18 protein-coding genes are annotated in these 26,104 nt (G+C 63.3%); 7 read left to right on the top strand and 11 right to left on the bottom strand.

Features of this window, described 5'->3' with window-relative positions; translation table 11 throughout:
• Positions 1 to 102: 102 nt before the first annotated feature.
• The 6 genes from GWL_RS16215 to GWL_RS16190 form a co-directional block, all read right to left on the bottom strand.
• Positions 103 to 1,593: an RNA polymerase factor sigma-54 gene (locus GWL_RS16215; RefSeq protein WP_008332145.1), complete on the bottom strand. Its 1,491-nt coding sequence runs from the start codon at positions 1,591 to 1,593 to the stop codon at positions 103 to 105.
• Positions 1,594 to 1,692: 99 nt separating this feature from the next.
• Positions 1,693 to 2,436: an LPS export ABC transporter ATP-binding protein gene (gene lptB, locus GWL_RS16210; protein ID WP_008332143.1), complete on the bottom strand. Its 744-nt coding sequence runs from the start codon at positions 2,434 to 2,436 to the stop codon at positions 1,693 to 1,695.
• A 2-nt stretch (positions 2,437 to 2,438) separates the two neighbouring features.
• Positions 2,439 to 3,047 (bottom strand): lipopolysaccharide transport periplasmic protein LptA, encoded by a 609-nt coding sequence (gene lptA, locus GWL_RS16205; RefSeq protein WP_008332141.1) that lies wholly within the window; start codon positions 3,045 to 3,047, stop codon positions 2,439 to 2,441.
• Between the two features lie 51 nt (positions 3,048 to 3,098).
• A complete protein-coding gene (gene lptC, locus GWL_RS16200; RefSeq protein WP_008332140.1) occupies positions 3,099 to 3,707 on the bottom strand; it encodes an LPS export ABC transporter periplasmic protein LptC in 609 nt (202 codons plus the stop codon).
• Entirely contained in the window at positions 3,704 to 4,258 is a 555-nt protein-coding gene (locus tag GWL_RS16195; RefSeq protein ID WP_008332138.1) for an HAD family hydrolase, read from the bottom strand. The genes lptC and GWL_RS16195 overlap by 4 nt, the downstream gene beginning before the upstream one ends.
• Positions 4,258 to 5,286: an SIS domain-containing protein gene (locus tag GWL_RS16190; RefSeq protein ID WP_008332137.1), complete on the bottom strand. Its 1,029-nt coding sequence runs from the start codon at positions 5,284 to 5,286 to the stop codon at positions 4,258 to 4,260. Before GWL_RS16190 ends, GWL_RS16195 begins: the two co-directional genes overlap by 1 nt.
• 362 nt (positions 5,287 to 5,648) lie before the next feature.
• Here GWL_RS16190 and GWL_RS16185 point away from each other — a divergent pair, with 362 nt between their 5' ends.
• Together GWL_RS16185 and GWL_RS16180 are read left to right on the top strand one after the other, a co-directional pair.
• The gene (locus GWL_RS16185; protein WP_008332135.1) at positions 5,649 to 7,640 is read left to right on the top strand and encodes a cation:proton antiporter; all 1,992 of its coding nucleotides are present in this window, start codon (positions 5,649 to 5,651) and stop codon (positions 7,638 to 7,640) included.
• 216 nt (positions 7,641 to 7,856) lie between these two features.
• On the top strand, positions 7,857 to 9,512 hold the full coding sequence (locus GWL_RS16180; RefSeq protein ID WP_008332134.1) for a methyl-accepting chemotaxis protein: 1,656 nt from the start codon (positions 7,857 to 7,859) through the stop codon (positions 9,510 to 9,512).
• A gap of 85 nt (positions 9,513 to 9,597) precedes the next feature.
• On the opposite strand, the gene GWL_RS16175 is transcribed toward GWL_RS16180, so the two are convergent.
• Both GWL_RS16175 and uvrA read right to left on the bottom strand, forming a co-directional pair.
• The gene (locus GWL_RS16175) at positions 9,598 to 10,365 is read right to left on the bottom strand and encodes a phytanoyl-CoA dioxygenase family protein (RefSeq protein ID WP_008332133.1); all 768 of its coding nucleotides are present in this window, start codon (positions 10,363 to 10,365) and stop codon (positions 9,598 to 9,600) included.
• A gap of 170 nt (positions 10,366 to 10,535) precedes the next feature.
• Positions 10,536 to 13,394: an excinuclease ABC subunit UvrA gene (uvrA, locus tag GWL_RS16170; RefSeq protein ID WP_008332131.1), complete on the bottom strand. Its 2,859-nt coding sequence runs from the start codon at positions 13,392 to 13,394 to the stop codon at positions 10,536 to 10,538.
• Positions 13,395 to 13,783: 389 nt separating this feature from the next.
• Between uvrA and GWL_RS16165 the strand changes: the two genes are divergently transcribed.
• On the top strand, positions 13,784 to 15,025 hold the full coding sequence (locus GWL_RS16165; RefSeq protein WP_008332129.1) for an MFS transporter: 1,242 nt from the start codon (positions 13,784 to 13,786) through the stop codon (positions 15,023 to 15,025).
• 18 nt (positions 15,026 to 15,043) lie between these two features.
• On the top strand, positions 15,044 to 15,565 hold the full coding sequence (gene ssb / locus GWL_RS16160; RefSeq protein ID WP_008332119.1) for a single-stranded DNA-binding protein: 522 nt from the start codon (positions 15,044 to 15,046) through the stop codon (positions 15,563 to 15,565).
• Between the two features lie 79 nt (positions 15,566 to 15,644).
• On the opposite strand, the gene GWL_RS16155 is transcribed toward ssb, so the two are convergent.
• Positions 15,645 to 16,775: a branched-chain amino acid ABC transporter substrate-binding protein gene (locus tag GWL_RS16155; protein WP_008332117.1), complete on the bottom strand. Its 1,131-nt coding sequence runs from the start codon at positions 16,773 to 16,775 to the stop codon at positions 15,645 to 15,647.
• Positions 16,776 to 17,232: 457 nt separating this feature from the next.
• Between GWL_RS16155 and GWL_RS16150 the strand changes: the two genes are divergently transcribed.
• Positions 17,233 to 18,939, top strand: a complete 1,707-nt coding sequence (locus GWL_RS16150; RefSeq protein WP_008332113.1) for a methyl-accepting chemotaxis protein — start codon at positions 17,233 to 17,235, stop codon at positions 18,937 to 18,939.
• Positions 18,940 to 19,080: 141 nt separating this feature from the next.
• Here the strand turns inward: GWL_RS16150 and GWL_RS16145 are convergent, their stop codons facing one another.
• Entirely contained in the window at positions 19,081 to 20,169 is a 1,089-nt protein-coding gene (locus GWL_RS16145) for an ATP-binding protein (RefSeq protein ID WP_008332111.1), read from the bottom strand.
• 23 nt (positions 20,170 to 20,192) lie between these two features.
• Positions 20,193 to 20,933: a response regulator gene (locus tag GWL_RS16140; protein WP_050978128.1), complete on the bottom strand. Its 741-nt coding sequence runs from the start codon at positions 20,931 to 20,933 to the stop codon at positions 20,193 to 20,195.
• A 169-nt stretch (positions 20,934 to 21,102) separates the two neighbouring features.
• Here GWL_RS16140 and GWL_RS16135 point away from each other — a divergent pair, with 169 nt between their 5' ends.
• Both GWL_RS16135 and GWL_RS16130 read left to right on the top strand, forming a co-directional pair.
• Complete coding sequence (locus GWL_RS16135) at positions 21,103 to 24,213, top strand: multidrug efflux RND transporter permease subunit (protein WP_008332108.1); 3,111 nt, start codon at positions 21,103 to 21,105, stop codon at positions 24,211 to 24,213.
• A gap of 382 nt (positions 24,214 to 24,595) precedes the next feature.
• Positions 24,596 to 26,053, top strand: a complete 1,458-nt coding sequence (locus GWL_RS16130) for an APC family permease (RefSeq protein ID WP_008332106.1) — start codon at positions 24,596 to 24,598, stop codon at positions 26,051 to 26,053.
• The last annotated feature ends 51 nt before the right edge of the window (positions 26,054 to 26,104 follow it).

Raw genomic sequence — 26,104 nt, 5'->3', positions numbered from 1 at the left:
CAGCTGTACCACGGGCACGGTCTTCGTGTCGGATGGCGTGGGCATCAGTCAGGATGCTTGCCTGAACACAGCAACGGTACTGCAGAAAAACTGAGGAAAAACTCAGAGGGACTTGCGGAGATTGACTGGCGGAATCTTCAACACTTCGCGGTATTTGGCGACTGTGCGTCGCGCGACCACCATGCCTTGTTCTGCCAGCATATCCGCAATCTTGCTATCGGATAATGGGGTCTGCGGGTTTTCGGCTCCTATCAACTGTTTGATCAGCGCCCGTATCGCGGTGGAGGAAGCTTCGCCTCCGGTTTCAGTCGCGACGTGGCTACCGAAGAAGTATTTCAACTCAAACATTCCATGCGGAGTGAGCATGTATTTCTGAGTCGTCACGCGAGAGATGGTGCTCTCGTGTAGACCCAGTGTATCAGCAATTTCACGCAGCACAAGGGGGCGCATGGCCACTGCACCATGGGAAAAGAAGTTTCTTTGACGTTCCACAATAGCCTGCGCGACGCGCAAAATCGTATCGAAACGTTGCCGCATGTTCTTGATGAGCCACTTGGCTTCCTGCAACTGCGAGGACAGCGAACCTTCGCCCTTGGCCTGCTTCAAGGCACTGGCGTACATCGCATTGACGCGCAGCTTGGGCATGACCTCATGGTTGAGCATGACCTGCCAGCCGTTCTTTGTCTGCTTGACAATCACGTCCGGCACCACGTAGTCCGAGGCGTCACGCGCGAATTCGGCACCCGGATGCGGACGGCACTGGCGGATCACGGCCTGGGCTTCACGCAGGTCTTCGTCATCACAATCGAGAGCCTTCTTGATCTTGTTGAAGTCGCGCTGGGCGAACAGCGGCAGGTAATCCTCAACGATCCTCAGCGCCAGCTTGCGCGTGACAAAGGGGATCTTGGGCAGGCGGCGGATCTGCAAGGCCAGGCATTCGCCGGCACTGCGCGCGCCCACGCCGGCCGGGTCCAGGCTCTGCAGCAGCTTGAGCGAAATCGACAGCTCTTCCATGTCGATACCCAGCTCTTCAGGCAGGCGCGCGAGGATGTCTTCCAGCGGTTCTTCCAGATAGCCGCTCTCGTCGAGCGCATCGGTGAGCAGTTCCAGCAGCGCACGATCGCGCAGGGTGCGCGCAGTCACGCGGATCTGTTCCAGCAGGTGTTCGCGCAGGGTCAGTTCATGGGCTTCCAGCTGCGGGCGGGCATCGTCGTCATCGGGTGACTTGCCGCTGCGGGCGACGTCATCGAAGCTCCAGTCGGCATCACCGGTGACACCGGTGTCCGGATTGTTGTCCTGGTACTCGAAGCTGGAATCGCCATCGCTGGCAGCGGGCGTCGCTTCGCCGCTGTTTTCATGAGGGGTGTCGGCCACGCCACTGGAAGGCGAACTGGAGACGGCACCGTCGGCCAGCAGACGCACCGAATTGTCGAGAGCGTCATCGAGACGCTCCAGCAGGGGATTGTCGGAGAGGATCTGTTCCAGTTCCTGGTGCAGTTCCAGCGTCGACAGTTGCAGCAGCCTGATCGACTGCTGCAGTTGCGGCGTCAATGCGAGGTGCTGCGAGGTACGTAACTGGAGCGACTGTTTCATCTGTCTTTCTGAAAGCGGCGTGGCCCGCGGGTTGCTGTGCCTGTCGTTGCGTGATGCCTGGGTGTCGGTGATGCTCGATACGTAGGGCGACTGTGCTGCTTACATGCGGAAGTGCTCGCCCAGATAGACGCGGCGTACCGACTCGTTGGCAATGATCTCTTCCGGATTGCCGCTGGCCAGCACCGTGCCCTGGTTGATGATGTAGGCGCGATCGCAGATGCCCAGCGTCTCGCGCACGTTGTGGTCGGTGATGAGCACGCCGATGCCGCGCTCCTTGAGGAAGCGCACGATACGCTGGATCTCGATCACCGCAATCGGGTCGATACCGGCAAACGGTTCATCGAGCAGCACGAAGCGCGGATCGGTGGCCAGCGCGCGAGCGATCTCGACGCGTCGGCGCTCACCGCCCGACAGTGACAGGGCCTGGCTTTCGCGCAGCTTTTCGATCTGCAGTTCGTGCAGCAGGTTGTTGAGGCGGCCCTCGATTTCATCGCGCGAGAGCGGCTTGCCGTCTTCCTGGCGCAGCTCCAGCACGGCGCGGATGTTGTCTTCCACCGTCAGCTTGCGAAACACCGAGGCTTCCTGCGGCAGGTAGGACAGGCCCATGGTGGCGCGCTTGTGAATGGGCATGCGCGAAATGGGCGCGCCATCCAGGTCGATCTCGCCGCCATCGGAGGGTACCAGCCCCACGATCATGTAGAACGAGGTGGTCTTGCCGGCGCCATTGGGGCCGAGCAGGCCGACCACTTCGCCGCTGCGCACTTCCATCGAGACATCGCGCACCACCTGGCGCGCGCCGTAACTTTTCTTCAGGCCGCGAACGACCAGCGAACTGGCTACCATCCTTACTGGTCCTTTCCGTTCTGACGACGCGCTGCCGGCTGGGCCGGTGCTGCGGGCTGGGCGTCCGTGGCCGGCGGCGGGTTCTTGGGCTGGATCACGGCCGTGATGCGGCCCGCACCCGGCTTGCTCTGGCCGCTGGCAGTGTTGTTGACCGAATAGAATTCGGCGCGGCTGTCATAGGAAATGAATTCGCCGTTGACTTCATCGGTGATGCGGTCGCCGTCCATGCGCTGGATGTGGGCGCGCTGGAACAGCTTGGACACTTCCGTCTGCTCCGAATACTCGATGCGCTCGGCCTGGCCTTCGATCCACAGATTGGGGCCGCCGTCACGCTTCTGGCGGAAGGTTGCCAGCGCACCAGGCGCGGCATACAGCACCGCATTTTCATAACCGTACTGATCGGTCGTCAATACCACGCGGCCGGCCTTGATGATCAGGGTGCCACGTGTCATCACGACGTTGCCGGTGAAGGTTTTCACCTGGCGCACGTCGTCATAGACCATCTGGTCTGCCTCGATGTTGGTGGGCTTGGTGGAGTCCGCCTTCTCGGCGTTGGCCACACCGCACACGGCAGCCAGCATCAGCATCGGCAGTAAGAGTGAGCGTTTCATTGGTTTCCTGTCTGTTCGATTCTTGGCGTTCTTGTCCGGGACTGAACCGGCTTAGCGTTTCTTCGGTGCGGGCTCGTAATAGCCGCGTACATTGCCGAGCAGCTGCACCACCTGCGTCGCATTGTTGGCCACCATGCCCACCCCATTGAGGCGCGTGGTCCCCATGGTCATGGCGACCGGCTTGTCGGTCTTGACGATTTCATCATCGGGTAACAGCAGCAGGTATTGCGAGACCAGGTGCATTTCTTCGCGGCCCTTGTAGGGCGCGCGGATTGCATTGGCATTGCCGTACATGTGGATCTGGGTCTGGTCGTCGGTGACCCGTGCGGTATCCGAATAGAGCTGCATGGGCGCCTGATTCTGGTCCAGGTTGTGCACCACCGGCTTGGTGATCTCGAAGGAGTCATCGCTGGGGAAGTGCACCATCTTGACGCCGGAAACGTCATAGCGCGGCAGGCCGGTCGGACCCATCTTCACGTAGCTGAAGTTTTCCAGATAGTAGTCGGGTTTGCCGCGCGGACGCTGCGCCGGCTGCTGGTCGCCGGAGGCGCGCATGACCTGCATGACCCAGAAGCTGCCCAGGGCCGCCGCGATCAGGATCACCAGGATCACCGCCAGGCGGATGCGTTCGGCCTGGCGTTCGCCGCTGCGCCCGCTCATGTCAGGTACGGCGCCAGCGCCGCCTCGTAGTTGCCTTGTGCGGCCAGCACCAGGTCGCAGATCTCGCGCACCGCGCCATGGCCGCCGGCGGCCTGCGTGACATAGTCGCTGCGCGATTTCACCTCACGATGACCGTTGGCCACGCAGGCCTTGAAACCCACGCGGGTCAGCACCGGCAGGTCGATGATGTCGTCACCCAGGTAGCCGCACTCCTGCGGGGTGAGCTGTACTTGCTGCAGCAATTGTTCGAAGGCCTGGCGCTTGTCATGGATGCCCTGGAACACATGGGCAATGCCCAGGTCGCGCGCGCGGCGCAACACGTAGGGAGACTGGCGCGCGGTGATGATGGCGGCGGCAGTACCGTACTGCTGCATCATCTTGATGCCGTGGCCGTCGAGGGCGTTGAAGCGCTTGAAGACTTCCCCCTCGTCGCCGTAGTACAGACCGGCATCGGTCAGTACCCCGTCGACGTCGAAGATCATCAGGCGGATCGCGGCCGCCTTGGCGAGTGCTGCAGCGGGCAGGGTGCTGGCGAAGGCTGGCGCGTTCATCAGATCACCTTGGCGCGAGTCAGGTCGTGGATGTGCAGCGCGCCCGTGAGCACGCCGTCCGCATCGGTGACCAGCAGCTGGTTGATGCGGAACTGTTCCATGAGCTGCACCGCGTCCACCGCCAGTTGGTCCTGCTGGACGGTCTGCGGATGGGCGTGCATGACATCGGCGATACGGAACCTGGTGAAGTCCGTACCGCGCTCCAGCAGACGGCGCAGGTCGCCATCGGTGAACACGCCGATAGGCCGGAATTGCTCATCGACCACGGCGGTCATGGCCATGCCCTTGCGCGTGATTTCCATCAGCGCGGCCGAGAGCGACACATCCGGACGCACGGCGGGAATCGCTTCGCCGCTGCGCATGACGTCGCGCACGTGGGTCAGCAGGCGCCGGCCCAGTGCACCACCGGGGTGGGAGCGGGCAAAATCCTCCTCGACGAAACCGCGTGCGTCCAGCAGCGACACCGCCAGCGCATCGCCCATGGCCAGGGTAGCCGTGGTGCTGGCCGTCGGGGCCAGGTTGAGGGTACAGGCTTCCTTGGCCACGCCGACGTTGAGGTGCACGGCGGCCAGCCTGGCCAGGGAGGAGTCGTCGTTGCCGGTCATGGCGATGATCACCGTGCCCATGCGCTTGATGATGGGAACGATGGCCAGCAGCTCGGCCGTTTCGCCGGAATTGGAAATGGCGATGAAGACATCACGGGCCGTCACCATGCCCAGGTCACCATGCGCGGCCTCGGCCGGGTGCATGAAGAGCGCGGGGGTACCGGTAGAGGCCAGCGTGGCGGCCATCTTGCGGCCGATGTGGCCGGATTTGCCGATCCCCGAGACGACGGCGCGGCCTTCGCATTGCAGCACGGCCTGCACGGCCCGCGCCAATGGCTCGGCGCTGTCGTCGCGCAGGCGGTCTTTCAGTGCCAGGATGGCATCGGCTTCGATCTGCAGGGTCTGGCGTGCCAGGTCGATGGCGCGACGGGCAGCCCCGGCCGAAAAAGATGCAGGCGTGGTTTTGTCATCGGTTACACTCATAACCGAAGTATAAACGAATTAGCAAAGCAAAAAACTTGCCAGATGTAAGGGAATGCTGCCGGCATTGGATGCCAAGCGCCGCGTTGCGTCGCACCGCAGCACCGCTGCCACGGGGGATTCCCGGCCAGGACGGGGATGGCGAATGGCATCGCAACAGGGGCTGAGGGTACTCTGCGGTGGTGAATAACTCTGCTGTTGTGGTGCTACACGTATGAATTCTACGGCGTTTCTTCTGGTCGCCGCCCGGTATTTTCCTTCACTCTGCACGCTGGCTGGATGAACTGCAATTTGCTGGTGCGTTGCCAATTTATTCACATCGAACCCGCCGTCTGCGGCGGCTTTTGACAAGAAACCCAACAGCAATGTTTTCCGGACTGGAACTGACCCTTTTCCTTCTGGCTGCGGCGGTGCTCGGCGTGGTCGCCTTCCGCATGATGCAGCTGCCGCCCATGCTGGGCTACCTGGTCGTGGGCATCATCATCGGCCCGCACGGTCTGGCCTTTGCCGAGGACAATGAAACCACCCATGCCCTGGCCGAATTCGGCGTGGTATTTCTGATGTTTTCCATCGGGCTGGAGTTTTCGCTCTCCAAGCTCTCGGCCATGCGCCACATCGTCTTCGGCCTGGGCGTGGCGCAGGTGGCTGCGACCATCGCCGCCACCATGCTGCTGGCCTGGGGGGCGGCGATGGTGTTGCCGCAGTTCGCCAACGTGAGCTGGCAGGCGGCCTTCGCGCTGGGCGGGGCGCTGACCATGTCCTCCACGGCCATCGTCTCCAAGCTGCTGACCGAACGGCTGGAACTGGAAACCGAACACGGTCGCCGCATCCTCGGCGTGCTGCTGTTCCAGGACCTGGCGCTGGTGCCGTTGCTCATCGTGGTCCCGGCGCTGGCCAACAATTCCGGCAACATCATGGTCACGCTGGGCTGGGCGGTGGGCAAGGCGCTGGTGGTGCTGGCGCTGCTGCTGTTCTTCGGCAGCAAGCTCATGCGCGGCTGGTTCCGCATCGTGGTCAAGCGGCGCTCGCAGGAATTGTTCATGCTCAACCTGCTGTTGATTACGCTGGGTGCGGCATGGATCACCGAGAAGGCCGGCCTGTCGCTGGCCCTGGGCGCCTTCATCGCCGGCATGCTCATTTCCGAGACCGAGTTCAAGCACCAGGTGGAAGAAGACATCAAGTCCTTCCGCGATGTGCTGCTGGGCTTGTTCTTCATCACCATCGGCATGCTGCTCAATGTGCGTACGCTGGTCGATCACTGGTTCCTGGTGCTGCTCCTGCTGACCGGACCGGTGCTGCTCAAGTTCGCCCTCATCGCCGGACTGGCGCGCCTGTTCGGTTCGACCACCGGCGTGGCGCTGCGCGTAGGCCTGGGCCTGGCGCAGGCGGGGGAATTCGGCTTCGTGCTGTTGAGCCAGGCCGGTGGTCTCAAGCTGGTCGATCCCATGCTCATTCAGGTGATCCTGGCGGCGATGGTGCTGTCGATGCTGGCCACGCCCTTCATCCTGGCCAAGTCCGATGCCATCGTCATGAAGTTCTCCGCCAATGAATGGATGTTGCAATCGCTGGCCCTGACGCAACTGGCGACCCGCACCATGGGCGTGCAGAAGCACGTGATCATCGCCGGCTTCGGCCGCAGTGGCCAGAGCCTGGCGCGCCTGCTGGAAGAGGAGGGTATCGCCTATCATGCGCTGGAGATGGACCCGGAACTGGTGCAGGACGCCCGCAACGGGGGGGCCAATGTCTCCTACGGCGATGCGGCACGGCGCGAGAGCCTGGTCGCCGCCGGCATCCACCGCGCGGCGGCGCTGGTGGTGACCTATGCCAGCACGCCCTCGGCGCTGAAGGTCCTGCATCACGCCCACGAACTGGAACCCGAGTTGCCCGTCATCGTGCGCAGCCACGACGATGCCGACCTGGAAAAACTGCTGGCCGCGGGGGCCACCGAAGTCGTGCCGGAAGCACTGGAAGGCAGCCTCATGCTGGCCTCGCACGCACTGGTGATGCTGGGTGTTCCGCTGCGCCGGGTGGTGCACCGGGTGCAGGATGCGCGCGATGAACGTTACGCCTCGCTGCGTGGTTATTTCCACGGCATGTCGGACGCCGAGGCCGATGGCGTGGGCATGAACGTGCGTCTGCAATCGGTGACGCTGATCGGCGGTGCCAGTGCAGTCGGTCATACCCTGGCCGAGATCGACCTGCCCACCCAATGCGGTGCCGAAGTCGCCATGTTGCGGCGCGGAAAGCAACGCCTGGAATCCGCCGAGAATACCGTTCTGATGGCGGGCGACATCGTGGTGCTGCGCGGCAGTTCCGAAAGCATCCTGCGGGCCGAAAAGCGCCTGCTCAGCAAATAGCCGATCCGGCGGACTTCAGCAGGTCAGCTCATCATTCCAGCCTGCCAAAAATAAATATTCACTTGCGCCTTCGCACACCTGTTCCCCTGGTACGGGAAATGCTAGTGTTTCCGGGCGGCAGGGAAGCGACCATATCGCTTCCCTGCACGCATCAGGACTACGGGTCCACACAATGAATCCGTTGTAGAGAAAACAAAAGTGAAGTCCGGGAGGAACATGTTCAGCAAACTCACCATCAGGGCACGCCTGATTTTCGTCATCGGTTTTCTGGCGCTGCTGCTGGTCGCCTCGGGCGTAGTGGGCCTGGTCGGTCTGCGCTCGACCAATGCCCAGATGCGCTCGCTCTATGAAGACCGACTGGTCGCCTTCTCTCAACTGGAGCGCATGTCGGCCGCACTGGATGCGGCGCGCAACGGCATCTCCACCTCCATCGCGGGCGACTCCGGCGACATTGACGCCAACATGGACAAGATCGAGAAAGCCCTCAAGGCCAACGACGCCGTCCTCAAGCAATATCAAGACACCCAGCTCAACAGTGATGAGCGCGCACTGCTGGAGAAGCTCATACCCCAACGTCGGAAGTTCGCCACCGATGGCGTCAAGGCTGCCGCCGATGCCTTGCGCAACCGCGATTTCCAGGGGGCCATCGAACTGTCTGGTGGCGCCATGCTCAAGCTCTATACCGATGCGCACGCCACACTGGCACAACTGATGGACTTGCAGCGCACCGTGGGCCGCGAGCTGCATGAACAGGCACAGCAGCGCTACCAGACCTTGCTGGTCGTGATGGGCGTGACCATGGGCGCCGGTCTGATCGTGGCACTGCTCATGGGCGTACTGCTGGTACGGGCCATTTCACGTCCCCTGCAGCGGGCTGTGAAGGTGGCGCAGGCGGTGGCAGCGGGCGATCTCACCCAGCAGATCGAGGTACACAGCCAGGATGAAACAGGCCAGCTGATGCAGGCGCTGCGGCAGATGAACGAAAACCTGCAGGGCATCGTGGGCCAGGTGCGTCTGAGTACGGACACCATCGCCACGGCCTCCAGCGAGATCGCACAGGGCAACCTCGACCTCTCCTCGCGCACCGAGCAGCAGGCTGGTGCGCTGGAAGAAACCGCCTCCGCCATGGAGCAGCTGACCTCCACCGTGCGCCACAACGCCGACAACGCCCAACAGGCCAAGGAACTGGCGCAGTCCGCCTCCGCAGTGGCGGTGCGCGGCGGGGAAGTGGTGCGTCAGGTGGTCGATACCATGAGTTCCATCAACCACTCGTCCAGCAAGATCGTCGACATCATCAGCGTGATCGATGGCATCGCCTTCCAGACCAACATCCTGGCCTTGAATGCCGCCGTGGAAGCGGCGCGCGCCGGTGAGCAGGGGCGCGGGTTTGCGGTAGTGGCCTCGGAAGTGCGCTCGCTGGCCCAGCGTTCGGCAGCGGCCGCCAAGGAGATCAAGGTCTTGATCGATGATTCGGTGACCCGCGTGGGCAGTGGCAGCGCGCTGGTGGCGCAGGCCGGCCAGACCATCGATGAGGTCGTCAGGAGCGTGCAGCGCGTGAGCGAAGTGGTCACCGACATCAGTGCGGCCGGACAGGAGCAGAGCCAGGGCATCGAGGAAGTCAACAACGCCATCACCCAGATGGATGAGACCACGCAGCAGAACGCCGCCTTGGTGGAGCAGGCCGCAGCGGCGGCCCAGTCGATGCAGGAACAGGCGGCACGGCTGACCGAGGCGGTCAGCGTGTTCCGCTTGGGAGGTGCGGTGGTGACCGGCGCAGCGGCATCGCCGGCGCTGGCATCACGCACGGCTGTCACGGGGGCGGCACCGGCAGCGGTCGCCTTGCCGGGTACGGGTGGCTTGCTGCTTCGCTGACAGACCTGTTACAGCGTCTTACCGTACCGGCAAGGTTTTCCGACCTTGCCGGTACAGTGATCAATTTCCAACCAGTACAGTCGTATCAACTGTCCAGGGCCACATCCTCGGACGCCGCCGAACGGGTGCCCGGCAAGGGCGGGTTGCTCTTGCCGTGATAGGCGAACACGGCCGAACACTTGACCTGTTCGCTATCGTTGCGCCCGGCGGCATGGAACAGGCCGCTATGGAACAGCACGACGTCACCGGGCTCCAGTGACAGCGCGATCCCTTGTGCAAACAGGGCCTGGTTGGCCGGCACGTCCGGGCGCAGGAAATCGAGTTCGTCCATCTGTTGCGGCTGCAGCTTGAGCTTGTGTGAACCGGGGATGAACTTGAGTGCGCCGTTTTCCGGTGTTTCCGCGCCTAGCGCCAGCCACACCGAAATCAGGTCATTGCGCGGGAAGGACCAGTAGCGGATGTCGCGATGCCAGCCGGTGGCGGTGCCGAAGGCCGGATGCTTGGTCATGATGCAGTTGTGATGCGCCAGGGTGAGGCACACCGGTTCCTCGAACAGTTGATGCAGCATGGCCACCAGTTGCGCATCGGCAGCCCATTCGCGGTACACCGGATCCCGCTGCCAGGCTGCGCGCAGACGGCGGGCGGTACGGCCTCCTTCGGCTTCCAGCGAAACGGGAGCGCCTTCGTAGCCGACCTCGGCCTCATACTCCAGCGGGGCGACGGCACGTTGCAGATGATCCTGGGTGACGGCGAGCAGGCGCTCGCGCAGGGCGTCAGGGACCATGCCCTTGAGCAGGAGATAGCCCTGTTCGCGGAAGAAGGCGACCTGGGCGGGTGACAGCGGGTTCGACATGATGGACTTTCGGGGTTGCACGGCCGCCCGTCCATGACGGACGGGCCAGCCTTCATTGTGCGCCGGATGGCGACCAGGTGCATGACTGTATGCCATGGCCGGCGCAGCGCAAGATACAGATGCGCGCCATTTCTGTATCGTTTGCGCGGGCGCAATTCCGGACTTCTTTTTTACTTCGACTTCTTCTTCAGCAGCGGGCCCAGGTACTTGCCGGTGACGCTGGCAGGATTCTTGGCCACGTCCTCAGGCGTGCCTGCGGCGACGATGCGGCCACCGCCGGCCCCCCCTTCGGGACCGAGGTCGATGATCCAGTCGGCGGTCTTGATGACGTCCAGATTGTGCTCGATGATGGTCACCGTATTGCCCTGGTCGCGCAGGCGATGGATCACCTTGAGCAGCAGGTCGATATCGTGGAAGTGCAGGCCGGTGGTCGGTTCATCCAGGATGTAGAGCGTGCGGCCGGTATCACGCTTGGACAGTTCCAGCGACAGCTTCACGCGCTGCGCCTCGCCCCCCGAGAGGGTGGTCGCGCTCTGGCCCAGCTTGATGTAGCCCAGGCCCACATCGAGCAGGGTCTGCAGTTTGCGGGCGATCAGCGGCACGGGTTTGAAGAATTCGTGCGCGTCTTCCACCGTCATGTCGAGGATCTCGGTGATGTTCTTGCCCTTGTATTGCACTTCCAGTGTTTCGCGGTTGTAGCGCTTGCCGTGGCAGACATCGCAGGGCACGTACACGTCCGGCAGGAAGTGCATTTCCACCTTGATCACGCCATCGCCCTGGCAGGCTTCGCAGCGGCCACCCTTGACGTTGAAGGAGAAGCGCCCGGCGCTGTAGCCGCGTTCCTTGGCCATCGGCACGGTGGCGAACAGGTCGCGGATCGGCGTGAACAGGCCCGTGTAGGTGGCCGGGTTGGAGCGCGGGGTGCGACCGATGGGTGCCTGGTCCACCGCGATCACCTTGTCGAAGTGTTCCAGTCCGCCGATGGCTTCGTGCTCGGCCGGTTCGGTCTGCGAACCGTACAGGTGGCGTGCTGCCGACAGGTACAGCGTGTCATTGACCAGCGTCGACTTGCCTGAACCGGATACCCCGGTCACGCAGGTCAAGAGACCCACCGGCAGTTCCAGATCGACATTCTTGAGGTTGTTGCCGGTGGCACCGGTGATGGTCAGCATACGCGATTCATCGCAGGGCGTGCGCTTCTTGGGCACGGCGATTTCCAGCGAGCCGTTGAGGTACTTGGCGGTCAGCGACTTCTTGTTCTTGAGGATGTCCGGCAGTGAACCATGGGCGATCACGTCGCCGCCGTGCACGCCCGCGCCGATGCCCATGTCGACCACGTAGTCGGCGGTGCGGATGGCGTCTTCGTCATGCTCCACCACCAGCACGGTATTGCCGATGTCGCGCAGGTGCTTGAGGGTTTCGATCAAGCGATCATTGTCGCGCTGGTGCAGGCCGATGGAGGGTTCATCGAGCACATACATCACGCCGGTCAGGCCCGAGCCGATCTGCGAGGCCAGGCGGATACGCTGGGCTTCGCCGCCCGAGAGCGTGTCGGCGCTGCGTTCCAGCGAGAGGTAATCGAGACCGACGTTGTTGAGGAAGGTCAGGCGCGAGACGATTTCCTTGATGATGCGATCGGCGATTTCCTTCTTGGCGCCGGTCAGCTTCAGGGTCTCGAAGAAGGACAGGGTCTCGCGCAGCGGCGTGGCGGCGACTTCATAGATGGCGCGCTGCTGCTTGCCGCTGCCCACCTTCACATAGCGCGCTTCCACCCGCAGGCGCGCGCCGTGGCAGGACGGGCACTGCTTCTCGTTGATGAACTTGGCCAGCTCTTCCTTGACCGCCATCGAATCGGTTTCGCGATAGCGACGCTGCAGGTTGTTGACCACGCCTTCGAAGGTATGCTCCTTGACCACGGTGCGACCACGCTCGTTGACGTAGGCGAACGGAATGGTCTGGCGGCCCGAGCCGTACAGCACCACTTGCTGTGCCTTGTCGTCGAGCTGCTCGAAGGGCACATCGAGGTCGAAATCATAGAAGGCGGCGATGCTGGTGAGCATCTGGAAGTAGAACTGGTTGCGGCGGTCCCAGCCCTTGATGGCGCCCGAGGCCAGCGACAGGTTGGGGAAGGCGACGATGCGCTTGGGATCGAAGAACTCGATATGGCCCAGGCCATCGCATTCGGGGCAGGCGCCCATCGGGTTGTTGAAGGAGAACAGGCGCGGCTCCAGCTCCTGCAGCGAATAGCCGCAGATGGGGCAGGCGAACTTGTTGGAATACAGGTGTTCCTTGCCGCTGTCCATTTCCAGCGCAATGGCCCGGCCATCGGCCAGGCGCAGCGCGGTTTCGAAGCTTTCGGCCAGGCGCTGCTTGATCTCCGCCTTGACCTTGACGCGGTCGATGACGACGTCGATGGTGTGCTTCTCGGTCTTCTTCAGCTTGGGCAGCTCGTCGACTTCATAGACCTTGGCCGTGCCGGTGCCGCTCTGGATGCGGAAGCGCACGAAGCCCTGGGCCTGCATCTCCTCGAACAGGTCGGCATGCTCGCCCTTGCGGTTGGCCACCACGGGGGCCATGATCATCAGCTTGGTGTCTTCCGGCAGGGCCAGCACGGCATCGACCATCTGCGAGACCGACTGCGCCTCCAGGGGATGCTCGGGGTGGTCGGGGCAGTAGGGCGTACCGACGCGGGCGTACAGCAGGCGCAGGTAATCGTGGATCTCGGTGACGGTGCCCACGGTGGAGCGCGGGTTGTGCGAGGTCGCCTTCTGTTCGATGGAGATGGCCGGGGACAGACCTTCGATCATGTCCACATCGGGTTTTTCCATCAGCTGCAGGAACTGGCGCGCATAGGCTGACAGCGACTCCACGTAGCGGCGTTGCCCCTCGGCATACAGCGTATCGAAGGCCAGCGAGGACTTGCCCGAACCGGACAGACCGGTGATGACGATGAGCTTGTTGCGGGGGAGGTCTAGGTTGATATTCTTGAGATTGTGCGTGCGCGCGCCGCGAATGCGAATTTCTTCCATGGATGCCTTCAGCTAGGGGTTGCCTGCCCCCGCATGCGATGACGCCTTGTGCGGAGCAGCGATGGGACAACATGTAACTATAACAGGACTGCGAAGGGCCGGCAGGCAGGGCTGCAGCGGCAGAAAACGCATGTGGGCATGGATCGGCAGATTCAAAGCGCGACAGTGCAACAAGCCCGGACGTGTAGCGCCAATGCCGCAGGAAATCGCAAGCGGCAGGTTTTCGGCGATGGATGCAGGACATGAAAGCACATCAATCCCGCCAGACGGGAATGAATCGGCCTTGCGCTGCTGCCGGTGGGCGGGACTATCCTGTTACCATAATGCTTTTGCCTCGCAGTCCGGCTCCCATGTCGAGCCGGGCGCCGCCAACGCCAGCCACGAACCGTATGTCCCACCACACCCGTTCCACCGCACAGCCCGAAAAATCCGGCATGTCGCGCGCCGAGGTGCGCGCCAGCGTTTCTCTTGCCTCCATTTTTTCCTTGCGCATGCTTGGCCTGTTCCTGGTCCTTCCGGTGTTTGCGGTGCACGCACACAGCCTGCCCGGCGGCGACAGCGACACCCTGGTCGGCATCGCCCTGGGCATCTATGGCCTGGCCCAGGCCTGCGGGCAGATTCCCTACGGCATCGCCTCCGACCGCTACGGACGCAAGCGCATCATCGTCATCGGCCTGCTGCTGTTCGCCCTGGGGTCCTTCGTGGCCGCTGGTGCGCACAATGTGCTGTGGTTGCTGATTGGCCGTGCGTTGCAGGGCTCGGGGGCGATTTCGGCGGCCATCACTGCCTTCATCGCCGATTCCACCCGGGAGGAACATCGCACCAAGGCCATGGCCATGGTGGGCGCTTCCATCGGGGTGACCTTTGCCGTCTCGATGGTGGCCTCGCCGCTGCTCTACAAGTCCATCGGCATGGGCGGCATCTTCGGCCTGACGGGCGTGCTTTCGCTCATCGCCATTGCCGTGGTGATCTGGGTGGTCCCGGCCGCGCCGATGGTGCAGGCGCGCCGCGTTCCCCTTGCCGAGGTCTTGCGCCATGCCGAACTGCTGCGGCTCAATTTCGGCGTCTTCACGCTGCACCTGACCCAGGTCGCCATGTTCATGGTGGTGCCGGCGGCCCTGGTGCAACTGGCCGGCATACCGCTGGGGGAACACTGGAAGATCTATCTGCCGGTGGTCCTGGCCTCCTTCGTGCTGATGCTGCCCCCCATCATCGTGGCCGAGAAATATGGCCGCATGAAGCCAGTTTTCGTCGGCGCCATCAGCCTGATGCTGCTGGTGCAGCTGGGCTTCTGGGCGGTGCTCTCGCATCCCCTGGCGCGGGTGTGGATGCTGGTGGCGCTGCTGTTCCTGTTCTTCGTGGCCTTCAATATTCTGGAGGCGGCCCAGCCTTCGCTGGTGTCGCGCATTGCGCCGCCGGCAGCCAAGGGCGCGGCGCTGGGCGTCTACAACACCTTGCAGGCGCTGGGGCTGTCCTGTGGCGGGGCGCTGGGCGGCTGGCTCAAACAAAATGTGGGGAATTCCGCCGTATTCCTTCTCTCAGCCGCCCTCACGCTGACCTGGCTTATAATCGCGGCTAACATGAAAAACCTGCCGCGCCGCGCTGCGCAGGCGGCGGGTGCAACAGCCTAAACGTATTCAGGAGAAACAATGGCATCGGTCAACAAAGTCATCATCGTCGGCAATCTCGGGCGCGATCCGGAAACGCGCTACATGCCCAACGGCGAAGCCGTCACCAACATCGCCGTCGCCACGACCGAAAGCTGGAAGGACAAGAACACCGGCGAAAAGAAGGAGCTCACCGAATGGCACCGCATCACCTTCTACCGCAAGCTGGCTGAAATCGCCGGCCAGTACCTGAAGAAAGGTTCGCAGATCTACGTCGAAGGCCGCCTGCAGACCCGCAAGTGGCAGGACAAGGAAGGCGTGGAGCGCTATACCACCGAAATCATCGCGGACACCATGCAGATGCTGGGCGGCCGTCAGGGTGCCGGCGGCGGCGGTGGCGGCATGGATGAAGGTGGTTATGGCGGCGGTGGCGGCAGCTACGGCGGCGCTGCGCCGCGCCAGAGCGCCGGCGGTGGTGCAGCAGCTGGCGGCGCACCGCGCCAGCAGCCGGCCCAGCGCCCGGCAGCGAACTTCTCGGATATGGATGACGATATCCCGTTCTGAACGGACCTCGTTTTCTGGCACCCGACAGTCGACAGGCTCGCTCCCCTTGGGAGCGGGCCTTTTACTTTGCAGGTCCCGCTCACTGACATTTCTCGTTGAGCCCCGCCCGGTGTGGAAATACGCTCACCTGGTGCCACTGTCCCTTGTTCTGATACTCATACCGATACAGCCGGAAGCGCGGCGCCGCCTTGGCGCCGCTGGCCGTAAAACTGATCGGCCCGCTCAGGCCCGCATGGCGCATGCCGCGCAAGCTGGCGGCGATCCGTTCGCCATCGGTCGAGTTGTTCTGCAGGATGGCTGCGGCCAGCATGCTGGCGGCGTCATAGGCATAGTAGGAGTAGGGACTGGGCGCCTCCCTGAACCGATTCACATACGCCTGGGTAAAGCGTTTCCAGCGCGGGCAATGTTCGGGCGCCAGTTCATATTCCAATACATACGCCTGTGGCAGGGCGGCCTGGCCGAATGACAGCGTGGATGCGCCGCCCACCAGCAGCATCCGGGCCTGCAGCCCGGCGCGCCGGACCTCCTCCACAAAAGCCGACGCCTGCGGAAACAGTGCCAGGAACACGATCACATCGGCCTGAAACTGGCTGGCCGCCTTGATGGCGGCGTTGAAGTCGGTGCTGCGGCGCCCGACCAGATAGCGGGTGGTCGTCAGTGCAGGCTGGTTGACCAGGCGGGTCGTCAGTTCATCGGTAAGTGCATTGCTGTAGGCCGAATCGTTGTGGATCACGAAGATCCGTTTCCCTTTCAGCGTGTTGACCACCACCTCGGCCATCGTCGCGCCCACGTCGGCGGTACCGCCGACCACCCGGAACGGCATGCGGTGGCCCTGGCTGGTCCACTGGCTGGTGCCGGCCGTAAAGCCGATCTGCGGGACGCGGGCCGCCTCGTAGAGTTCGGCCGCAGCCATGGCCGCATCGCTGCTCCATGGGCCGATGACGCCGGCGACTTTTTCCTTGATGAAGTAACGGGCGACGTTGACTCCGAAATTGGCGGTCCCCTGATCATCCTGGGCCAGCAGGCGGAAACGATAGGAAGATTTCTTCCTGGCCGCCAGGGCATTGGCATCCTCGATGGCCAGCTCAGCCCCATGCCAGGCACTCTGCACAATGGGTTGCGTCAGCCAGGCACTCAATCCCAGCGTCACCGGCCTGAGCTCTTCGGCGCCAGCGGGCGCAATCGTCCGCGGCAGCAGGAAGACGAGCAAGGCCGCCCTCCTCACGATGTTTCTCCACATCTCATCCCCCTTGGTCCGGCTGGACCGGTAGCGCCCCGTGTTCTTGTGGTGTTCTTGCCTGCCTGCGCAGGTACGAGATCAAAAATATACACATCCCTGTGCACTTGAACCATGCGCCAGCACAGCTTCCTTCCACTATTCCCCTCCGCGCCTTCTCTGGCAGGCCGGCCGCCCGGCTTTGTGGCGTCCCGTCACAGCGGCGTCAATCAGGAAAATCCTTGTTCTTTTCAAGCAAAAAACGCCGAGCTCATCATTGAATTTTTCTGAGTCGCTAAATATATTTAAAAAACCGATTTAGTCATTTTATTGTCATTTTTAATCAAATTAATTGATTTAGGTAAATATGCAATAAATCTCGGCAAGATCAATTCGGAACGCTGGTGGCTGTCCCGTTCCGATTGCGCTCACACTTTTCTACGGAGCTTTCATGAACATTTCTCTCATAGGCCGCTTCACCATCCGCCAGATCTTCATCCTGCTCACCGCCGTCATCAGCGCCCTCATGCTGGCCATCGCGCTCGTGGCCATGGCGCTGGAGCGCAGTGACGCCAAGCTCAATGCGGCCAATGAAAGCCGCTACGCATCCTTCCAGCTGGCCACCGAACTGCGCCAGAGTTCGGACGACCTGACCCGCCTGGCGCGGACCTATGTCGTCACTGGCGATCCGTCCTATGAAAAGCAATACGAAGCGATCCTGGCCATTCGCAACGGCACCCGGCCCCGTCCCGAACACTATGGCCGCATCTATTGGGATTTTGTGGCAGCCGACGGCAAGCCGCCGCGCCCCGACAGTAGCCGTAGCGTGGCCTTGCTGGACCTGATGCGCCAGGCCGGCTTCTCCGAGGCCGAGCTGGCAAAGCTGGCCGAGGCCAAGGCCAATTCGGACGCCCTGGTCAAGACCGAGACCGTGGCCATGAACATGGTCAAGGGCCTCTACGAAGATGCGCAGGGCAACTTCACCAGGCGCGCTGAACCCGACCTGGCACAGGCGCGCCAGCTCATGCACGACCATGCCTATCACGTCAACAAGGCCAGGATCATGCGCCCGGTCGACCAGTTCTTTGCCATGCTCGATGCACGCACCCTGGCGCAGGTCGAGCAGGCCCAAGCCCATTCGGCAAAGATGGCCATGATCTTCTACACCCTCATCGGCGTGGCGCTGGTGGTGCTGGCCTGTACGCTCATGCTGGTCTACAAGGCCATCCGGGATCCGCTGGCGCATGCCGCCATGGTGGCGCGTCAGGTGGCGCAGGGCGACCTGACCGCCGAGATCCAGGACAACATCCGGGGCGAGACCGGCGAATTGCTGGACGCGCTGCGCAGCATGCAGGCCGGCCTGCAGACCATCGTCACCGATGTGCGCGACGGCGCCTACCGCATCGACAATTCGGCCACCGAGATCGCTGCCGGCACGCTGGACCTGTCCACCCGCACCGAGCAGCAAGCCAGTTCGCTGGAAGAGACCGCCTCCTCGATGGAAGAGATCACCTCCACCGTCAAGCAAAACGCCGGCAATGCCCGGCTGGCCAGTGAACTGGCCAGCGCCGCCTCAGCGGTGGCACAGCGCGGCGGGGTCGTGGTTTCCCAGGTGGTGGAGACGATGGGGGCCATCAATGCCTCGTCGAGGAAGATCGTCGACATCATCGGCGTGATCGATGGCATCGCCTTCCAGACCAACATCCTGGCCCTGAACGCGGCCGTCGAAGCGGCCCGTGCCGGCGAGCAGGGGCGCGGCTTTGCGGTGGTGGCCAGCGAGGTGCGCAGCCTGGCGCAACGCTCGGCGGCGGCCGCCAAGGAAATCAAGGAACTCATCGACAACTCGGTCAGCAAGGTCGATGCCGGCAGCACCCTGGTCAACCAGGCCGGCAGCACCATGGACGAAGTGGTCAGCAGCGTGCAGCGGGTCAACGAGATCATTGCCGACATCAGTTCGGCCAGCCAGGAGCAGTCTGCCGGCGTGGAGCAGGTGCAGCAGGCGATCAGCCAGATGGATGACGTGACCCAGCAGAATGCCGCCCTGGTGGAGCAGGCCTCGGCCGCCGCCGAGTCGATGCAGGGGCAGGCGCACAAGCTCAGCGAACTGGTCGGGGCGTTCAAGACCAGGGCGGTCCCAGGCGCGCTGGCGACGTACTAGCGGGGCCGCGCCCGTGCCCACCGGGAGGGGGCTGGAGGGCGATATGAAGCAGCGTTCAGGCAGGTGCCGACAATGCGGGCAGGTCAGGCGCCCGGTCTGCGCGAGGATGAAGCTTCTGGCGATTTTCCGCGACCGCTCGTTTCATCTCGGCCAGCGCAACCGGAAGCAGGCACCGCCCAGGGAGGAGGCCAGGCAATCGGCCGTGCCGCCATGTGCGCTGGCAATGGCGCGGACCACCGCCAGTCCCAGCCCGCTGCCTTTGGCGGCGACCTGGTCCTCGCGCGGCCCGCGCTGGAAGGCATCGAAGATGCGCTGGGCATCGGCGGCTGCCAGCCCCGGCCCGCTGTCTTCCACCTGCAGGCAGTGCTGGCCATCCAGATCCGAGGTGGTGATGCGCAGGGGGCCAGGGGTGGCATGTTGCAGGGCGTTTTCCAGCAACGCCAGCAGCGCCTGGCGAATGCGCACCGGGTCGCAGAGCGAGGCGTGCGCACGGAGGTCGAGGGTGAGGGTGAAGCCCTTTTCTTGCAGTGCCGACTCGCAGGCCTTGAGTACCGTCATGATTTCCTGGCGCAGATCGGTCTGCTGCAACTGGATGCGCAGGTGACCGCTCTCGGCCAGACCGACGATGCGCAGGTCCTCGATGAGCCGGCCCAGTCCTTCCACCTGCACCAGCAGGCTGGCAAAGAGTGCCGGATCGGGCTGGAACACGCCATCGGCCAGGCCCTGCAGACGACCGCGCAGAATCGTCACCGGGGTGCGCAGCTCGTGCGCGATGGCGGCGTTCCAGAAGATGCGTTCCTGCTGTACCCGCTCCAGGCGTTCGGCCATGGCATTGAAGTCGCTGATGAGTTGCGAGGCTTCATCCAGCGGTTGCCGGTCCGCCGCCGCGCGCGCGGCCAGGTCGCCCTGCGCCACCCGGCGCAGACTGGTGGCCACCGAGTTCAGGGGCGTGAGGATACGGCGCGACAGGCGCATCGCTACCCACACTGCGATGGCCACGCCGATGAGCGTGGTCACCACGATCCAGCCCCATTCGACCGGCGAGGGCAGCCAGCTATCCGGCGCCGAAGCCGCCGTGGGCAGGAAGATGAACAGAGTCGAATAGAAGGCGTAGGAGCCCAGCAGCACCATGAGCATGATGCTCAGCGCCAGGATGGCGATGGAGCTGATGATCTGGCGCGCCAGGCCCTTGCCGCGCCAGAGCGTCAGGAGATCGATGCCGGGTTTCATGGCTGGCCTCGTTGCGATGTCACTCAACTGCCCTGCTGGAAGCGGTAGCCGACCCCGCGAATGCTCACCGGAATGCCGCCAATGTTCAGGTCTTCCAGTTTCTTGCGCAACTTGCTGACATGGCTGTCCACGGTGCGTTCCAGGGTATCGCCCTCGGGCAGGCAGGTGGCCAGCAGTTCAGCGCGGCTGAACACGCGGCGCGGGGCGCGCGCCAGTTGCGCCAGCAGCTTGAATTCGGTCAGCGTCAGCACCAGCGTGTGGCGCACACCATCGATCTCGGCCACCACCTCGTGCTGTTCGAAGTCGATCACGAACGGCGGCACCCGCAGGATGCGCCGGTCTTCCCTTTCCTCGCGCGGCAGGCTGCGTCGCAGCACCGCTTCCACGCGCGCCACCACCTCGGCCGGATTGAAGGGCTTGACCACGTAATCATCGGCGCCGATGCGCAGGCCGGTGAGCTTGTCCACGTCCTGGTCGAGCGCGGTGAGCAGGATGACCGGCGTGTTGTCGCGCTGCCGGATCTGCGCCAGCACCTGCCAGCCGTTGACCTGCGGCATCTGGATATCCAGCAGCACCAGGTCCGGCTTGAGCGAAAGATGCAGTTCCAGCGCCCGCGTGCCATCGGCGGCATGCACGCTGCGCATGCCGCTGCGGGCCAGGTAGGCGGCGAGGATGTCGGCGATCTCGGGTGCGTCCTCGGCGATGAGGATCAGCGCGCCCGTGGCCGGTGCGGCCTCGCTGGCTTTCGGTTGGATTGCCGCCATTCTTGCCTTCTCCATCAAAACTCCATCGTTGTACCGCGCAAACCTCACGCGCATGGCCCAGACTCCGCCTTCGCTCGCGATTGTACTGTCGGGCAGCCCGCGCGGCAAAAATGCCAGGGGTGACCGACAGGTGCTGTCCTTCGCGTGTTTCCCCCGATGGAGTTCCTGCATGCCTCGCTTCTTTATCGACCGCCCCGTCTTTGCCTGGGTGGTCGCGCTGTTCATCGTGCTCTTCGGCGTCATCGCCATGAGCCAGTTGCCCATTGCCCGCTATCCCTCCGTGGCCCCGCCCAGCGTGACAATCAATGCCACCTATCCGGGCGCCACGCCGCAGACCATGAACGACGGCGTCATCAGCCTGATCGAGCGCGAGCTCTCGGGCGTGAAGAACCTGCTCTATTTCGAATCCTCGGCCGACACCTCGGGCAGTGCCCAGATCACCGTGACCTTCAAGCCGGGTACCGATCCGGAACTGGCCCAGGTCGACGTACAGAACAAGCTCAAGGCCATCGAAGCCCGCCTGCCACAGGCGGTGCGGCAGAACGGCGTGAGCGTGGAGTCGGCGGCCTCGGGCTTTCTGCTCATGGTCAGCCTGACCTCGACGGATGGCCGCTATGATGAAATTCGTCTCAACGATTATCTGGCCCGCAACATCGTCGAAGAACTGCGCCGCGTGGATGGCGTGGGGCGTGTGCAACTGTTCGGTGCCGAGCAGGCCATGCGCATCTGGATCGATCCCTTCAAGCTCAATGCCTACGGACTGTCCGTAACAGATATCAGTACAGCGATCAGCCAGCAGAACGCACAGATCGCTCCCGGACGCCTGGGCGATACACCAACTGTACCGGGCCAGCAGATCTCCGTTCCCCTGACAGTACAAGGACAGTTGCAGTCACCGGACCAGTTCGCTGCCATCGTGCTCAAGGCCAAGCCCGATGGTTCGCGCGTGCTGCTGGGCGATGTGGCCCGGGTCGAACTTGGGGCGCAATCCTATGCCTTCGCCAACCGTGAAGACGGCAAGCCTGCGGGCGTGGCCGCCGTACAGCTCTCGCCCGGTGCCAACGCGGTACGAACGGCCGCGGCGATCCAGGCACGCATGGAAGAACTGCGCCCCAGCCTGCCGCAGGGCATGCAGTTCTCGTTGCCTTACAACACGGCCCCCTTCGTCAAGATCTCGATCCAGAAAGTGGTGCAGACCCTGATCGAGGCCATGGTGCTGGTGTTCCTGGTGATGTACCTGTTCCTGCAGAACGTGCGCTATACCGTCATCCCGGCCATCGTCGCGCCCATCGCGCTATTGGGCACGCTGGCCGTGATGCTGGTGGCCGGCTACTCGGTCAACGTGCTGACCATGTTCGGAATGGTGCTGGCCATCGGCATCATCGTCGATGACGCCATCGTGGTGGTGGAAAACGTCGAGCGCATCATGGTCGAGGAGGGCCTGGGTCCGCGCGAGGCCACCATCAAGGCGATGGGGGAGATCACCGGTGCCATCATCGGCATCACGCTGGTGCTGACCGCCGTCTTCATTCCCATGGCGCTGGCCGGGGGATCGGTGGGCGTGATCTACCGGCAGTTCTCGCTGGCCATGGCGGTATCGATCCTGTTCTCGGCTTTCCTGGCGCTGAGCCTGACACCGGCCCTTTGCGCCACGCTGTTGAAACCGGTCGCCCCCGGCCATCACGACAAGCGCGGCTTCTTCGGAGCCTTCAACCGTGCCTTTGCACGCCTGACGCGCCGCTATGAATCGCTGCTGGGCCGCGTGATCGCGCGCGGGCTGCGCATGATGCTGCTCTATGGGGCGCTGTCGCTGTTGCTGGTGCTGGGTTTGCGGGCGCTGCCCTCGGCTTTCCTGCCGGAGGAAGATCAGGGCTATTTCATGACCAGCTTCCAACTGCCGGCCGATGCCACCACCGAGCGCACCGCGCGCGCAGTGGATCAGTTCGAGCGCTATCTGAAAACGCGCCAGGATATCGGTGCCAACCTGTCAGTGCTGGGTTTCGGTTTCTCCGGTTCCGGTCCCAATGCGGCGATGGCCTTCACCGAACTGAAGGACTGGAAGGCGCGCAAGGGTTCCACCGCAGCGATCGAGGCCCAGCATGCGCAGGCGGCCATGGAGCAGGGCGTGGACGGCATGGTGATGAGCCTGCTGCCACCGGCCATCGAGGAACTGGGCAATTCTTCCGGCTTTGCCATGCGTCTGCAGGATCGTGCCAATCAGGGATATGTCGCGCTCAAGGCGGCCGAGGCGCAACTGCTGGCGCTGGCTGCAAACAGCGACAAGCTCACCGGCGTCTATTCGGATGGCCTGCCTTCGGGCGCCAGCCTGCATCTTGAGGTGGATCGCCAGAAGGCGGCCGCACTCGGGGTGTCGTTCGCCAGCATCAGCGACACGCTCTCGGCGGCGGTGGGTTCTCTTTATGTAAATGATTTCCCCAATGACGGTCGCATGCAGCAGGTCATCATCCAGGCCCAGGCCCGTTCCCGTATGCAGATCGAGGACGTGATGAAGCTGCATGTGCGCAACCAGAGCGGCGGCATGGTGCCGCTGTCCGAGCTGGTGCAGGCGTCCTGGCAGGTGGTGCCTACGCAATTGCAGCGCTACCAGGGCTTCCCGGCGGTGCGCATTTCCGGCAGTGCCGCAGCGGGCGTGGCCAGTGGCGATGCCATGGCCGAGATGGAGCATCTGGCCCGCCAGTTGCCGCCCGGCTTTGCCGTGGCATGGACCGGGCAGTCGCTGCAGGAACGCCTGTCGGCGGCGCAGGCGCCGATGCTCATGGCCTTGTCGATGCTGGTGGTGTTTCTGGTGCTGGCGGCCTTGTATGAGAGCTGGCGCATTCCCCTGTCGGTCATGCTGGCGGTGCCGCTGGGCCTGGTCGGCGCGGTGGCGGCCGTGATGTTGCGGGAGATGCCCGATGACGTCTTCTTCAAGGTCGGCATGATTACCGTCATCGGGCTCTCGGCGAAGAATGCCATCCTGATCGTCGAGTTCGCGCGCCAGCTGCATGTCGAAGGCGCCGGCCTGGTGGAGGCGGCGGTCAAGGCTGCGGTGCTGCGGCTGCGTCCCATCCTCATGACCTCGCTGGCTTTTGCCCTGGGCGTGGTACCGCTGATGTTGGCCTCCGGCGCCAGCGCCGAGACGCAGCGTGCCATCGGCACGGGCGTCTTCGGCGGCATGATCAGCGCCACGCTGCTGGCGGTGCTGTTCGTGCCCTTGCTGTTCGTGCTGGTGGCGGGGGCGGGGCGCCGCCGTAGCGATCTGCACGCAGGGGAGGCATGATGTACGCGCGCGCCTACGAGATCATCGAACGCCGCCTGGCAGGCTGATTCTCTGCCCCCGGGAGCGCACCGTCAGCGCTTCGTCAGCAAATGCGGCCGGCTTGCCACAGTGCAGGTCGCGTCGCCGTATTTCCTCCCACCTTTGCAAGCCTTCCCACATTCCTGGCCCCTACAATCCATCAGGAGAGGGCAAGGTCATCGTACCGTCCGGCGCCAGCCTGACTGCCAATTTGGGTTAAAGAAAAACGCCGCACTTCTCTAGAATGCCATCACCCCTCACGCTGCCCACCGGGCACGGAAGATGCCGCTGCGCAAGGACCGGAACGTGTCCGCCGCCCCGGCGATGACGAGACACACGTGTTTTCAGAAAAGGTAAGGGTACGATGAGCCAGCTCGATTGCAGCAAGCAAGACAAGGAAGAAAACACCTTGAGGAAAAACGCCCTGGGCGTCGGTTTCATCATCTTCTTCGTGGTGTCCGCCGCTAGTCCACTGAGCGTGATCGCAGGTGGATTTCCCATCGGCATCATGCTCGGCAACGGCCCCGGTACGCCTGCCTTGCTGCTTCTGATCCTGTTGCTGCTGCTGGCATTTTCGGTGGGTTATACCACCATGGCGCGCCATGTCACCAATGCCGGCGGCTTCTATGCCTTTTCCAGCGCCGGCCTGGGCGGCATGGCCGGTGGCGTGGCCGGGGTGCTGGCCATGTTCGCCTACAACATCCTGCAGATCGGCCTGTACGGCATGTTCGGCGGGGTGATGTCGGCGACCGTGTTCGACGTCTTCGGTCTGCAACTGGCATGGTGGGTTTATGCTGCCATGGCCATGCTGAGCGTGGCCGTGCTTGGTTATCGCAACATCGACTTGTCGGCACGCCTGCTGGCGGTAGTGGTGGTGGCCGAGTACCTGGCGGTGCTGGTACTGGACTTCTGTATCCTGCGTGCAGGAGGTGACCACGGCGTCAACCTCGACTCCTTCGCGCCTGGCAATGTCATGAGCGGCACGCCTTCCATCGGCCTGTTGTTCGCCTTTGCCGCCTTCATTGGTTTCGAAGCCACGACCATCTACGGTGAGGAAGCCAGGAATCCCAAGCGTGCCATCCCCATCGCCACTTATACCTCGGTACTGCTGATCGGTGCCTTCTATGGCATCTCGCTGTGGGCGCTAATCATCGGCGCTGGCAGCGACAAGGTGGTCAAGCTGCTGGAGCATATGCAGGACCCGACCGCCTTCATCTACGTCATGTCGGACCACTATGCCGGAGCCGGTCTCACGGCAATCATCCGCATCCTCTTCGTCATCAGCATCTATGCCGGCCTGCTGGCCTTCCACAGTTCGGCGGCGCGCTACTTCTATGCTGTTGGCCGTGATGGCCTGCTGCACCGGCTGTTGGGGACCACTCACAAGACCCACCAGAGCCCGCACATGGGATCGGCCCTGCAGAGTGCCATTGCGGCGCTGGTGGTGACGCTCTTTGCGGTCTTGGACGCCAATCCCATCCTGCATCTGTTCGCCTGGTTTTCCAGCCTCGCAGCACTGTGCTTGATGCTGCTGATGATCATGACCTCGGCGGCGGTGATCTGCTACTTCCGTCGGCATCCTGATGCCTGTGCCAGCGCCTGGCGCGTTCGCATCCTGCCGGCGTTTTCCCTGGTGGCCTTGCTCTATATCCTGTGTACGGCCATCCTCCATTTCGATGTACTTACCGGGGCCAGCAAGTCCATGTCCTATGCGCTGTGTTCAATGATTCCTCTGGCCATCGTCATCGGCATGATGCTGGCGACCCGCCTGCGCCGCTGTGCACCGTTGCGTTTTGCTGCACTGGGCAGTCACAAGCTGTAGCGTACTGGGTCGCCGGCAAGGGCTCGATGCTCAACGGGCCTCGCTTTGCGA

It is taken from the genome of Herbaspirillum sp. GW103 (assembly GCF_000261365.1).
Taxonomy (GTDB): domain Bacteria; phylum Pseudomonadota; class Gammaproteobacteria; order Burkholderiales; family Burkholderiaceae_D; genus Herbaspirillum.
Note: the sequence above shows the minus strand (reverse complement) of the source record. Positions and strands in the feature narration are given on the sequence as shown.